The 14,627-nt window shown below is 32.5% G+C and carries 9 protein-coding genes; all 9 read left to right on the forward strand.

Features of this window, described 5'->3' with window-relative positions; translation table 11 throughout:
* Positions 1 to 14 precede the first annotated feature (14 nt).
* Positions 15 to 5,864 (forward strand): hypothetical protein, encoded by a 5,850-nt coding sequence (locus tag OD917_RS22220; RefSeq protein ID WP_263525562.1) that lies wholly within the window; start codon positions 15 to 17, stop codon positions 5,862 to 5,864.
* 88 nt (positions 5,865 to 5,952) lie between these two features.
* Positions 5,953 to 7,107 carry a hypothetical protein gene (locus OD917_RS22225; RefSeq protein WP_263525563.1) on the forward strand — a complete coding sequence of 385 codons (1,155 nt, stop codon included), beginning with the start codon at positions 5,953 to 5,955 and terminating at the stop codon, positions 7,105 to 7,107.
* Between the two features lie 23 nt (positions 7,108 to 7,130).
* The gene (locus OD917_RS22230; protein WP_263525564.1) at positions 7,131 to 7,499 is read left to right on the forward strand and encodes a tail fiber assembly protein; all 369 of its coding nucleotides are present in this window, start codon (positions 7,131 to 7,133) and stop codon (positions 7,497 to 7,499) included.
* A 64-nt stretch (positions 7,500 to 7,563) separates the two neighbouring features.
* Complete coding sequence (locus OD917_RS22235) at positions 7,564 to 8,424, forward strand: DUF5977 domain-containing protein (protein ID WP_263525565.1); 861 nt, start codon at positions 7,564 to 7,566, stop codon at positions 8,422 to 8,424.
* Between the two features lie 4 nt (positions 8,425 to 8,428).
* Positions 8,429 to 9,064, forward strand: coding sequence for a DUF5977 domain-containing protein (locus tag OD917_RS22240; protein ID WP_263525566.1), 636 nt, complete (start codon positions 8,429 to 8,431; stop codon positions 9,062 to 9,064).
* 84 nt (positions 9,065 to 9,148) lie between these two features.
* A complete protein-coding gene (locus OD917_RS22245; protein ID WP_263525567.1) occupies positions 9,149 to 11,008 on the forward strand; it encodes a hypothetical protein in 1,860 nt (619 codons plus the stop codon).
* A 171-nt stretch (positions 11,009 to 11,179) separates the two neighbouring features.
* Positions 11,180 to 11,641 (forward strand): hypothetical protein, encoded by a 462-nt coding sequence (locus OD917_RS22250; RefSeq protein ID WP_263525568.1) that lies wholly within the window; start codon positions 11,180 to 11,182, stop codon positions 11,639 to 11,641.
* Between the two features lie 2 nt (positions 11,642 to 11,643).
* Positions 11,644 to 14,052 (forward strand): BspA family leucine-rich repeat surface protein, encoded by a 2,409-nt coding sequence (locus OD917_RS22255; RefSeq protein ID WP_263525569.1) that lies wholly within the window; start codon positions 11,644 to 11,646, stop codon positions 14,050 to 14,052.
* A gap of 108 nt (positions 14,053 to 14,160) precedes the next feature.
* Complete coding sequence (locus OD917_RS22260; RefSeq protein WP_263525570.1) at positions 14,161 to 14,625, forward strand: hypothetical protein; 465 nt, start codon at positions 14,161 to 14,163, stop codon at positions 14,623 to 14,625.
* Positions 14,626 to 14,627 lie beyond the last annotated feature (2 nt).

The following is a 14,627-nucleotide window of genomic DNA, read 5'->3' on the forward strand; positions in this document are numbered from 1 at the left end:
AAAATAAGAAAAAAATGAGTTCTATAAATCTTCAGGAAAGCCAGCTCTCAGGCTGTGCCACTTATGTAGCAATTGTAGTCGACGAGTCAGGTTCGATCAATGGAAACGAAGCACAGCAAATTCGCGACGGATTATCTTTATTTATCAATTCTCAGAAACAAAGTAATATCACACTTTCGTTAATCGGAATGTCTAACAGCGATACAGCTGTTAGACCCGATAACGTTATCCAGAAAAAAATTTCTAGTAATTATCAGGATTTTATTGATTGGATTGATTTATATGGCCTTGGCAATGAAAGCATTCAATCAGATTATTGGGCCTCTGGTTTAAATGTTGCCAAAAACTTATCTGTTACTCCAGATATCGTTTTTGTAGTTACTGACGGTCTGCAAGTCAATAATTCTGACTATTTAAAAAATCTTTTTACGGAGTTAAATCTAACTTCGAAAGTTTTTGTGTACGGAGTAACAAGCTCGTTTGACACTATTGAAGAACTGACAACACCGCTGACAAACTTTTTAGAAAGAACACCAGTTTTAAAAAATGATCAGACTTCTGCCTTAGATTCAGATTATATCAGAGTTCCCGATTTCAGTACTTTAGGAATTGAATTAAACAGACTTGCAACCAACTTATCTGATTTACAAATTGGCTGTTTTTCTAACGTCAGCATTATTGACGATAATTTAGTTTATCCTTCTTTAAGAAAAGGATTAAGAGTAAGTACACCATGTGGAACTTTAGTTCTAAGAAACAAGAGTAGAGTTCCACTGACTTTAAGCGGTGGAACCAAAATTCATAAAGAAAAAAATCTAAATGGGCTTATTTTTAAGCTTGACAACTCGGTAACTATTTCAGGGAAATCTGAAGTTGAAGTTCCAATTCGAATTGAAGGGAAAGCTCTAGCTCTTGGCCATTTTTCAGCTCTAGTAGATCTAAACAGTGTTTTTAATCCTTTAGGAATAAGTATTAATTTTAATGTTGGGAGAGAATCATCAATCATTGATATTTCTTCAGAAAAAACAAATCTGCAGTCGGCCTATTTACAAATCGCCGCAGCAGGTTCAAGAGGAATTGACAGTACAAAAGGAATTCATCTTCGATGGATGCTGACTGGCAAATTAGGTGAAAATCACCTTCCAAAAGGAGAATTGTACGATGGACAAAATTCTAATTCAAGCTTTAATAAACCTGATGATTTTGTAAAAGTCTACAGAGCACCTTACACAAAAATCAGCCAAACAGTAGATTTAACCCAAAATCCAAATGTTGTAGACAACAAAAAAGCACTTTGGATTTATAAAACAGTAAATCCGCAAAGATCTGTATATGTTAACTTTAAAGATGATAAAAAATATAAATTAATTAAACTCGGCATCGATCCATTAACTAATCCAGTTGCTTTTATGCAAGCTTATGGAAACAGTTTAGTGGAAATTGAAACTAAAACAGATTTATTCTTTGCTGCCGAATTAGATTTTTCATCTTCAAATGTTTCAAAAAGTGTAAAATTAGAAACTTTATCTGTTGCCGAAAACAAAATCACCGCTTCTAAAAATGTAAGTAGCCGTAAAACCTACACTTCAGCACAACTAGACGATAAGGTTCGTGTAGTTGCTGAAAATGGAAGAAGTATTCGATTTAAAGCCAATTATTGCCTTTTAAACTCTATTCAATTTGAGTTTTATTCTGATTTCATTACTAATGCTAATGCTAACGGAGACTGGATTTTAAAAGGAAAATATGGCCTTGAGACTGATGACTTTAAAGTTTTTGAACAGCTTGAACCAAAATTAAACACTGTTCACGGAAAATGGTTAAAATTTAATGATGGTGAATATGTAAACATTAAAAACTATAAAGCAAAATGGAACAGACCAACTGCTGAAGATGATATTACTGACGAAAACATCAAAGATATTGTTCTGAAATATATTGATTTAAGTAAATCAGATAATCCAAGGGCAGAAAAAGATATTCATTTTGGTGATCGTATCCCTATCAATGATCCAAAAGATGGAGAAGAACAGAAATACGCTGATAATTTAACCGAAATATCGTATCTGGATATCTTAAACATTGCTGCAAACGATTATCACGTTGCACGTATGCTAGGTTTAGGTTGTTTAGATCTTGATGATGAAGTTTACAATGGCGAATATGTTTATTTAACAGAATATACCACTTTTGGAAGTTTGGAAGATGGCATAGAAGGAAAAGAAATGCAACATCTTTCGATGAGTATTCCAACTTCTATCAATACAGAGCGTATGCCTCTTCCTGTCCAATTAAGCAAAATTGTTCCTGGATTAAATGTTGATTCGAATGAAAATCCAAATAACAGAATTACAGATCCCGAAGGTTACAGTTTTGATGGAAAAAAAAGGTATGTGAGCTTGTTTATGGATGATGTCATGGATTATGATACTGTAAATCCTAATTCAAAAAATGATTTTTTCAAATCATCATCAGAATATGATGGAAGTACTTTTACTTTCCCTTTATATTTAGGAATTGATCATAAAATTGCTTCTGAAACAACATGGAAAAATCCAGAACTATCGCATGATGTTGAATACAAAAGTGTCAATCAAAATCTAAAAGAATCAGAATTTGAAACTGTTCCAATTAATATTCCTGAGTCTGGTAAATCAGTTTTAAATGCTATTCAGGAACAAACAGGTGAAAACACCTATATCTATCAAGGATATGGAATTAATATTTTCTCGAGAGCTGCATCTGGTCGTCAAATCAGCATTAAATCTGATATTAAACCTGCCAATAATCTAATGCCTCCGAGCAATATGAATGCTCTTTTGGTTACAGAAGAAAATCCGTTATTGTTTACTTCTCAATCAGAACAAGAACTATTAGGCAAGATTACCGGAACAGACAAAACTTTGGTCCGAATCATGTTTGATTACTATTCTGCACAGGAATTGTTAAGTTATCCTGTTCCAAAAGAAATATCTGTTGAAGATGCAGAAACCGATACAGAATCTATTTTTCCTGATACTGAAGAAATACTTGCGGATCATTTTAAACTGTACTACAAAGACGGACTTCCGGAAGTTGAATATGGTGAAATTGAAATTATTGACAACGATACTGTCAATAACCTTACTGCAATTGTAAAAATAAGAGAGTATAAAATTATCAGTAGTGGTCAGCAGGTTAAAATCGGATTAGATAATGCTAATAAAACAAGATTTGACGGAGGAATTTTAACTATTGGAGATCAAAATTATGTAATTCAAAATATCGAAGTTAAACTTAAAAAAGATGAAAATTTTAATGATGTTTTTGATTACGCTCTAGTTGAAGTACTGAAAAAAGAAGTAACAGATAAGCTTCATGCTGATGGGGATGCCACAATAGATTCTGAACAGATTCAAGATATTAATCTCCCTGAAAGTAGATTGTGTACACTAGTGCAAAATATGCAAACAGCATCTAACTGGCATCAGCCTCAAATTGATTTTACAGTTCAATATCCTGAAAGCTTAAATGCTATTCATCGTGAAGTTATAGATCACACGAATGAAAACGGAGAGAACCTGCAAGTCGAAAAAACAAGAGGGGTTTGGAATAAAGCTGTAATTGAAAGAGTTTTTGAAAATTCCTACGAAATGGATGAAAAAGGAGAATACAAAGTAAATGAAGAAGGCGATCTGATTCCATTACCAAAAGGTCAGAAAAAACATTTAGGATTATATAAAATTATTTTCAGAAACTTTAGTTTACCTCAGCATTCGCAATTTAAATCAGAGAAAGAAAACTCTGTGGAATGGTCAAATGGTATTGTGAGATTGTTTACAAAAAGCGCTTTTAAAGAAGGAAATCCTGTCCCAGTAAAATCGAGAAAAGAGTTTAAAGTTTATAAAACAGAAAACATTGGCACCACCGGAAACTTAGTCTTGTACATTGACGATCCTGATTTTAAACTTGGTAATTACGTCACACAAACCATGGCTGAGAACTACGATGAAATTTTAGGAGCAAAAGATGGTTCTCTTGAAGAAAATGAGTCGCCAAGTTATCCTAACGAGTATGTTTCTCAATGTGTAAACTACTATCCAAGTTACAAGGTTTATTTGTATGCAGATCCTGTTTCGGGAATTACAAAAGAAAATATTCAGCCAAGAGAAAATGAAAGTACACACTACTCTAGTTTCGGAATCAGCACACATTCAAAGCCAGCTATTTGTTACAAATCAAAAATTAGCATTCCTTGTCCAATGTATGCTGTCAAGGTCGAGAAAACTGAAAAACCTGAAGAGATTATTGGTGGCAGTTTGTATGCAACACGTCCAGATTTTTACAATCGTTCAACTTTCACTTTCACGACTAAATATAATGAAGAGCGAAAACCTTATGGACTATTGCATTACAGAGCTAATGACGAAGATTTGCTGAATGTTTTATACAAACCAACAACTGTAAGTACAATTCGTGAAGAATTGAACAAACTTGGCGGAAATGACGAAATCGATTTTAGCAAACGATGGGTAGATTTTTTAGATTTTAACGGACTTGCTACAAGAGGTCAATATGACGTTTTTCCAAAAAATGAATCTGAAGAAAATTATCAATTTCCGTTGCCTGACAATGATGAATTTATAGAACTAATTAATGACTTTATCAAATGGCATAATAGCACTTTAGATAAAAATGCAAAAAAAGCAGAAGTAATTACTTCAATAGGATCACTTAATCAGGTTTTAATTTCTAAAGATGAAGGAGTTCAGGAACCGATGCTAGCAGTTTATTTTATTGAACAAGCCATTTATAATGCTTTTGTTCCATTAACTGAAGTTCCTGTAATTTATGAGCATATCAAAGACAATGACTATGTCCCTATTAATAAAAAACAGACCATTAAAGATAAAAACGGAAATGCTTTAAAGCCAACTGATGCTGATTTTGACATTGCACCAATGATGAAAGTTGTAAATGAAACAGAAAACAGAGTACAATTTACCGATTTTAATCTGGATGGAAATTCACAAAATATCTATTTCTATGCTGTTCGCGAAATGGACATTAAAATGAATTTTGGAGATTTTAGTGATGTTTTAGGGCCAGTAAAATTAGTAGCTTCTACTCCACCCAAAGCTCCAGAAATTAAGAGAATTATGCCAATTCTAGAAAATCAGGTATTAGGAATTAAACCTGCTGTTCAGATTGAGTTAAATGCATATCAGCCAGAATATAAAATCAGAAAGATTAATATTTATCGTGCGGCAACAATTCTCGAAGCTCAGTCAATAAGAACAATGAAATTGGCTAAAGAAATTGTTATTAATGAAGATACTCTATCTGCTGATTTTGAAAATGTATGGACTATTTACGACGATTTTGAAGATTTAGAAGAAGTCCCTTTTGGCGATGGTCTTTTTTACAGAATTACAGTTTCCAAACAAATTGAATACGCAAAACCAGAATCAACAACAGATAATTCAATTATAAATATTGATTATACTCCTTCACAGCCTTCAAAAATTACAGCAACAATTATTGTTGATAATATTTCGCCAGAATCTCCAATTTTAGAAACTTCTGGAACTGTCACGGGAACAAATGGAGAAACACTTACTTCTGTAATTTTCAACTGGGAGAAAACAGTTTATAATGGTAAATATCACTTATACAAAATGAACAGTCAAGCAAATTGGGAAAAAATTCATGAAATTTCAACAAATCTGCAAGATGTTGCATTACCGCTTCAATTGACGAAACTAAAAACGGCCCAATTAACTATCAAAAATGAAGACGGTGACAGAATCTACCATCATTTTAAAGTAATCTCAGAAAATTCATCAGGAATGTTAAGCAGCGACGAAAAAATCCTAACTCTTTAAAATTAATAAATACCAATGAATCAAATCATTGGTATTTATTTCAGGTCTCATTAAAATATTTAAAAGCAAAGAAATAAAACTAAATAAAATGGCAACAAGCAGAAATGATTTTCACAACAAATTCAACAATGGAGATATTCCGTCGCACCTTGATTTTGTCGAAATTTTTGACAATTTCGTTCATAAAGACGATGATAAAGCCGACTTACAAATGGTCGAAACAGGAACAGATAATCAGCATTATATCACTCCAGCACTTCTAAAAGCTGCATTTCAAAATGCGGGAATTATTGCCGGTAATTGTTACGTTCCTTACAAAGAATTTCAAGATAACTTTTCGGGATCATCTATTCAACTAGATCCTGCTCCTATTGCAGACAGCGCTAAAGTCTATAAAAACGGACAATTATTAAAAGAAATTGAAGATTACAATGTAAACTACGATAGTGGTGTACTTACTTTTTCGGCTCCAGTAATTGGTCGAAATATTGAAATAAATTACTGGTCAAAAAATATTTCTGACTCTGAGGAGGCTGTCTCTAATCCTATTCTTGGAAGTTTGTCTATTCCTTTTAAAGAAAATTTTGACGAACTAACTTTTAATAATGATAAAATCACTTTAACAGAAATACCTGTAAAAGATAGCATTAGAATCTATAAAAACGGCCAACTGCTTCGAGAAGGCGCAGGCAAAGATTATGCTGTTGATTACAACAATGGTATTATTACATTCTCTGCGGTAATAAGCAATCGTAATATCGAAGTTGATTATTGGTACAAAAGCACTGTTACTTTATCTGATTTGGAATTAAATTCCAAATATGTTGATTTAACAACAGCTCAGACCATTGGAGGAAATAAAACTTTTACAGAAACAGTTGAAGGTAAAAGCTTTATTAAAACTGGCGGAACTTCTAGTCAATTTTTAATGGCAGACGGTTCTGTATCAACTTCTCCAGGTTCTGATTATGATGCGGGGCATTCTGATTTTCTTCCCAACAATAGCAGTGGCTTTCAGAGATTCAGCAACGGACTAATTATTCAATGGGCCTATTTAGGAAATAATGCTAACACTTACAGCTTTCCTTTGACATGGCCTACTGGTGCTTTTAGTGTAATAGTATCAACTCTAAGAACAAGTTCAGGAAGTCGAGGATACAATCATGTGGCTAATATTACAAAGAATAATTACTATGCACTTATCGATGGAAATAACGGGTACATGTTTGCAATTGGATATTAATTATAAACTAAAAAACAAAAATTATGTATAAAGCAACTTATAACGAAAATGGAGAATACACAGGTTTTTATGTCGAAAGAATTCATGAAAATATTCCTCAACCTAATATTGAATTAACCGAAGAAGAGTGGCAGCAAGCATTATCTAAAAATTATAAAGTAATTGAAGGCAAGCATACATTTTCTCCTTTTGTTCAAAATAAAGAAGAGCTTTTAGCAAACTTAAGAATCACTAGAAATGCGCTTTTAATGAATAGCGATTGGACACAAGTCGAAGATTCACCACTTTCTGAAGAGAAAAAAGAAGCTTGGAAAAACTACAGACAAGAACTTAGAGATTTAACTGATTTAGAAGATACAGCAACAATCGTTTGGCCAGTAAGTCCTATGTAACGAATACTCGTTTATGAATTTTAAATGAGTATACAATCAAATAATTATTCTTTATTAAATAAATATGGAAGAAAATATAACATATAAGCCTTTTGCTTATATAGATCAATATAGCCCAGCAGAAAGAACAACGGTTTATTATAATACTGAAAAGACTTTAGCAGTAAAAAAGAATGATTGCTCCTATGGAACAGCTGGAAACCTGGTTACTTTAACTGCTCCGGCAAACAAATTCGTATCAACAGAAAGTGTCGCCGAAGCAGATGAACAAGCGCAAGCTTGGCTAACTGCAAATGCACAAGCTTATGCCAACAATACTGGGATTTGCAGTATTAGAACTACTGCATGGCGAGGAGAAAACCCATCTTGTGTATTAGAACCATCAACTACTCTACTCCCTTTTGATTATATGATAATTAAATACAAATGGGCATTAGGTGCGGGTGTCGACTTAGATACTTTTACAGGTCTTATAAATACTGGTATCGGTACTTTAGACAATAAATGGGTCGGATTTGGACTTGGCAGTGAAGTTCCCGCAAGTGCTTTGGCTCAAAATTCTTATGCAATGTGGGGTGGGGATGAAACGGATAAAACTGGTGTTGAAACCTGTCTTATAAATTTCAAAAAAATAAAAGAGGATTACTCTACTTTAAATCATATCCAAGTAAGAATGGCTGGGGTCTGGTGGGATTCAAAAAACACTGGAAATATCGATGTAGAAATCACAACCTACCTTGGTGGAACTATGGAGAAAGTAGGCAAAGACATTGTAAATAACAATGGACAGCAAGTTCAACAGCTGAATTTTTCAAAAAATGTCTCAATACAAGGAAAGCGTTTAACTATAGACCAAGTAACCAACATTGGGTACATTAATTATTCTAACAACCTCTCAACTGCAAATGTTGTAATTAATTATTAAAAATATGGGAAATACAGGATACAAGTCTTTTGAAACGCTCGAAAGATACTATACAGATGACAGCACTTCAACAGGAGAAACTAAACCCAATATAGTTACGGATCCAGATTATATTGCTCCTTTTAAAGATGAAGTCGAATGTCCACCAAGTGCTCGTTTTTATAATACCATACAAACCAAAACTGTAACTAGAAATAATTGTGGTGCCGGATATATGGGAAGCGATGCCACACTTACAGCCTATCCAAATCAATTTGTTTCAAATGAAAGTATATTAGACGCAAATAATCAAGCAATTGCTTGGCTACAGAGTAACGCTCAAATATATGCTAATAATGCGGGAGTATGTACAATTACCCCTATTACAAATCCGACCGTACCGACATTACAGCATGCCTATTATGGAGGCGAGAATATGATACTTGAATGGCCAAATTATATTGATTCAGGAGTTATAACTTATGAATTATATCGTAGTATAAATAATGGTACTCCTATGCTTTTACAAACATCAACAGACACCTTTTATCATGATAAATTATCAAATGGTGTGACATATTCATATCAAATTAGAATTAATTCTAATGGATACATTTCTCCTTACAGCAATACTGTAACAGTAACAGGTAGATCTTCATAAAAAATATAATTCATAATATTTTTGGGGTTTCTATACCCCAAAAGATTATTTTTTTTCAAAAAACTACTTAAAAAATACCACAAAATGAGCGCAAACCACAATAGAATAAAAGTCGCTGATTTAGAAACAAATCAGCAAGATAAAATTTTAGGAACAAACTCCAGCGGCGAGCTGGAGTTTCGTGATATTAATTCGATCAAAGCCGATAGTTATAATGGCTTAGATTATACAGAAGAAGGAAAAGCTTTGGATGCTAGGCAGGGAAAAGTTTTAAAAGATTTAATTGATGATATAAACGAATTACTAGTCTCCGACAATCCTGATTTAAATAGCCTTCAGAAATTAGCTGATGCAATTGAAACGGTCCATAATTCTTTCGGTACAATTCTAGTAAATGATTTAATTACTGGTGGTTCAACAAAAGCTTTAACAGCTGAGCAGGGCAAAATTTTACAAAATAACAAGGTAAGTTACGTTTTGGAAATAAATATTGTAGGAGGGATAACGTATACATATACTATTGATGACTATAAAAAACATACTGTTTTTAGTTCTGCAAATCCCGTAACAGTTACTATACCAACTAATTTAAACGTAGCCATACCAATTGGAACTGAGATAAAATATACACAAAAGGGTGCAGGAATTGTAACAATCGGTGGCTCAGGTGTTACAATTAATTCTAATGTTTCTTTAAGTTCGGTAAAAGGAGAAACAAGAATTTTAAGAAAAATAGATACAGACGAGTGGGTTTTGATCGGTAATATTGCTCTATCTGGTGCTAAAGTTCCTTATACCGTTTTTATCGATACTGTTAATGGTAATGATTCTAATGGAATTGTCACTGATTCTTCAAAACCTTTCAAAACAGCTGCCGCTGCTTATGCTGCTTTACCAGCAAATGATGGTATAATGTGGACCTTATATTATTTAGATTCATCAACATCTAGACAATTACCAGCAACACCATTACGTCCAATAAAGATAATGACACCTCATCCGGGAATATTCTTGTTCAATGAAATAAACGGTGAACTTTCAGGAGGAAATATATTTGAAGTCGATGCTCCCTTGTCAACTATGACAATAAAACTAACTACAGGCACCTGCTCAATGCGCCCAACTGTCTTTTTAAGGTTAAAATTATTTAATCTAAATGTTTATGCGATGCATACAGGTTTTGCTGGATTCTTTGGAAATGGTTCGTACAGTACAGAAAACATGAGAATTGAAGTCGTTAATTTCTATTGTGAAAACACAACTTCAGGGCTTAGACTGTTTGGCGGACAAGGTGATGTTATAGTAAGAAAATTTACTAGTAAGGCAAATGGGATGCGTTTAAAAAATGATAATACAACTGGTGTTCGTTTTTCATTTTACGAAGTTTATGCAGATACTTATGCATTAAAATTGGAAGCTCAAGACACAACACACTACTACAAAATAATGAAATATAGTGGTAATGCAGATATAACAGATGGCATGAGCTCAATGTTAGATGTTACAGGGGTTTCTTTCACTTGTCCATCGTTTACTTATCTAAGGAATCAAATAACTGGAAGAATGATAAACTTGAACTATGCTATCAATTTACCATCTTCTATTCCAAACTCAATATCTATTGACAATTTTATTGGTAGAATCAATAGTTTTACTACTCCACAGCCTATTATTAATATAAGAAACTCAACACTATATCTTTCAGGATTATTTGCTAATGGATGGCTTTCATGGTCACAAGGAAATACACTTATGACTATAATTGACTCATATATAATTCAAGATACACCGACAAACCTGTTTACATTTCAAAATTCATCCTCAGGATTTATGACTTTAAATAAAATTGGCTTCTTTAAAACAAATGCAACCAATTTAGTAAATCCTGCGACCGCTTCAGGTACAGGAGTTACAATAGTAGACTTAACACCTAATTCTCATTAGATACAAAATTACATAACGAACTTACAATAGTAGTGCTAATTATTGAAAATATTTGTTTTTCAATAATTATGTTTAATATAATGTTATTTATTTAATGCCTGAATCTACAACTCTTTTAATCTATTAATAAATGAAAGAAAATAGAAAAATTTAATAAAAAATACTCCTAAAATGAGCACAAATCACAATAGAATAAAAGTGGCTGATTTAGAAACAAATCAGCAAAATAAAATTTTAATTACCAATGAAAATGGTGAATTAACTTTTAATGATATTCCAGAGAAAACTTTTAAAACAATAAATGGTGAATCAATTCTTGGAAATGGAAATATTGATCTGTCTAACAAACAAGATATTTCAAATCAATTAGAAGTTAATGCAAGCCAAACCATCTCTTCTAACTGGCATGGAAAAACAGTTCTTTTTACAGCAAACTGTACTATTACAGTTCCAGCCACATTAATTGATAGTTTTATTTTTAACGGAATTACTTTAGCTGGAGTTACTGTCAATTGGGTAATTACAGCTCCTCACAGCTGGTTATTTGGAACTCCTTCTGCAACAGGCGAAAAACAAATTTTCACTTTTACAAAAAGAGGAACTACAAATAGTATTTTATTATTAGGCGTATAATTATGGGAGCTTTATTGCAAAATACGATTTTTGGTAGAAATAAAAATTCTTTCGTTTCTACCTGGCGAACCTCAAACACTTCTACTGGATCTAGTACCGCTACACAAATAAAACTGCCTTTAGTTAGCTCTGGAATTTACAATTTTACAGTTGATTGGGGCGATGGAACCTCCAATATTATTACTGCATCAAGCCAGGCAATTCATACATATTCAGTCGCAGGTGATTATGTAATTAAAATAAATGGAACCTGTCAAGGATGGCAATTTAACAATACTGGAGATCGATTGAAAATATTATCTGTATCAACTTGGGGCAAATTAAAAATGCTGCAAGGAATACATTCATGTTTTTATGGGTGTGCCAACTTAACATTGAATACAGTATCAGATGTATTAGATTTAGGTAATTTAAATAGTTGCAATCAATTTTTTAGAGATTGCTCTTCATTAACTGTAATAAATAGATTTAATGAATGGAATTTTTCTCTTGTAACTAATTGTAATCTTTTATTGGCTGGATGTACCAGATTAAATGTGCCGTTAAATATAAATACAATGAATAATGTTACTTTGTTTAGTAATTTTTTATTAGGAGCTACTAGTTTTAACTCTTCGATATCAATAAATATGGCATCTGCGAATAATGCTAATCTTATGCTGTCAGGAATGACTGTTTTTAATTCAGCAGTCAATTTAGCTAATACAGAGAATGTTTCTAATTGGTCTCAATTCTTATTAAATAGTCCAAGATTTAATCAAGATTTAAACAGTTTAAATACGACAGGCGGTACAAATTTTACTGGATTTTTTCAAAATGCAACTGATTTCAATCAAAATATTGATTCCTGGAATGTTTCTAATGCCACTACTTTTACAAGTATGTTTCAAAGTGCTACTTCATTTAATCAAAATATTGGTTCTTGGGATACTTCAAATGTTACTTCTATGACCAGTATGTTCAGTGGTGCTTCATCTTTTGATCAAAACATTGGAAACTGGGATTTATCCAATACCGTTAGCATAAATAATATGTTTTATGCTGCTTCAGTGTTTAATAACGGCGGAAGCGACTCAATAAATAATTGGAATACATCCAAGCTTTCAGCACTTTCGAATGTATTTGTAAATGCTGCAAAATTTAATCAGCCTATAGGAGATTGGAATATAGAAAACGTAACTACTACAGATGCAATGTTTTCAGGCGCAATAGCTTTTAACAATGGAGAATCATCTAATATAAACAATTGGAACACTTCTAAAGTTATTACAATGAATAACATGTTCTATAACGCAAGATCCTTTAATCAAAATGTTGGCAATTGGAATTTATCTAATACTACTAGTATTAATAGTATGTTTACAAATGCTGTAATATTCAACAATGGTGGAAGTAATTTAATAAATAACTGGAATACTTCTAATGTCACTAGTATGACAAGTGTATTTAATACGACAAATTTTAATCAGCCATTAAACTTATGGAACGTAGGAAATGTAACTAATATGACTTCAATGTTTCAAGGGGCTAAATTATTTAATCAAAACATTGGTTCTTGGAATGTAAGTAATGTAAGTGTATTTAATTTAATGTTTAATGGTGCTGCTGCTTTCAATAATGGAGGAAGTGCCGATATAAACAATTGGAATTTAAAAACAACAGGGACTGTTAGTTTAAGTGGCATGTTTCAAGGGGGTGGCGGTGATTCAATAATGATTTTTAATCAACCTATTGGTAATTGGAATACAATTGCCGTTACAAATATGTCTGATATGTTTCAAAAAACTGGAAATGGTTTTCATTACTTTAATCAGCCAATTGGAAACTGGAATACTTCAAATGTGACAAATATGTCAAATATGTTCAAACAAGGCGGAACTGATGGAGGTGCATTTAATCAAAATCTTGGAAATTGGGATGTCTCCAAGGTTTCAAATTTCTCTGGTATGTTTTTAGGCGCTAGACAGTTTAATAATGGAGAAAGCCCAGACATCAACAATTGGTCTTTAGGTACAACAGGGCCTATCAACATGAGCCAAATGTTTGCAAATACTAATTCTCGTAATTTAACAACTTTTAACCAGCCTATTGGAAATTGGAATACATCAGCAGTAACAAATATGTCCCAGATGTTTGGTGCTACTGCAGGAAGCGTTGCTTTCAATCAAGACATTGGAAACTGGAATATAAGTAATGTAACTGATTTTACTAATTTCATGGTAAATAAATCTCCTTCCAATTTCTCATCTTCAAACCTAGATTCAATCTATAATGGATGGAGTTCTCGACCTATTAAAACGCCAATAACTGTATCCTTTGGGAGTGCAAAATATACTTCTGCTTCAAGCACCGGCAAAACGATTTTAACTTCATCACCAAACAATTGGGTAATAACCGACGGAGGAATCTAAAAAAAGAAATTTCATTTACTGAATGCTTGAAAAAAAGAATCTCTAAAAATCAATTTATAAAACATTTTAGAGAAATCTAAAATTCATCTTTTAAAAAAATACCACAAAATGAGCACAAATCACAATAGAATCAAAGTGGCTGATTTAGAAACAAATCAGCAAAATAAAATTTTAATTACCAATGAAAATGGTGAATTAACTTTTAATGATATTCCAGAGAAAACTTTTAAAACAATAAATGGAGAATCAATTCTTGGAAATGGGAATATTGATCTGTCTAACAAACAAGATGTTTCAAATCAGATTAATGTAACATTACCAGCGACAGTTCTAGATTCATGGCATGGAAAAACCGTAAAATTTACGGGTACAGGAATACTCACAATTCCAAATTCATTTATTAACTCAGGGATGTGTTTTGAAGGAATTACAAAAATAGGAACAACATTGAACTGGTCAATTACATCTCCTAAAACATTTGAATTTGGAACGCCTGCTGCCGTAACTGAAAAACAGATCTTCACATTTATGCAAAATGATAGTCAGCATTCAATAATGATCTTAGGAATATAATT

The organism is Flavobacterium sp. SH_e, assembly GCF_025717045.1.
In the GTDB taxonomy this organism is placed as follows: domain Bacteria; phylum Bacteroidota; class Bacteroidia; order Flavobacteriales; family Flavobacteriaceae; genus Flavobacterium.

Coding starts and splice junctions, on each gene's coding strand:
- OD917_RS22220 (WP_263525562.1), top strand. CDS start 15: ATGAGTTCTATAAATCTTCAGGAAAGCCAGCTCTCAGGCTGTGCCACT.
- OD917_RS22225 (WP_263525563.1), top strand. CDS start 5,953: ATGGCAACAAGCAGAAATGATTTTCACAACAAATTCAACAATGGAGAT.
- OD917_RS22230 (WP_263525564.1), top strand. CDS start 7,131: ATGTATAAAGCAACTTATAACGAAAATGGAGAATACACAGGTTTTTAT.
- OD917_RS22235 (WP_263525565.1), top strand. CDS start 7,564: ATGGAAGAAAATATAACATATAAGCCTTTTGCTTATATAGATCAATAT.
- OD917_RS22240 (WP_263525566.1), top strand. CDS start 8,429: ATGGGAAATACAGGATACAAGTCTTTTGAAACGCTCGAAAGATACTAT.
- OD917_RS22245 (WP_263525567.1), top strand. CDS start 9,149: ATGAGCGCAAACCACAATAGAATAAAAGTCGCTGATTTAGAAACAAAT.
- OD917_RS22250 (WP_263525568.1), top strand. CDS start 11,180: ATGAGCACAAATCACAATAGAATAAAAGTGGCTGATTTAGAAACAAAT.
- OD917_RS22255 (WP_263525569.1), top strand. CDS start 11,644: ATGGGAGCTTTATTGCAAAATACGATTTTTGGTAGAAATAAAAATTCT.
- OD917_RS22260 (WP_263525570.1), top strand. CDS start 14,161: ATGAGCACAAATCACAATAGAATCAAAGTGGCTGATTTAGAAACAAAT.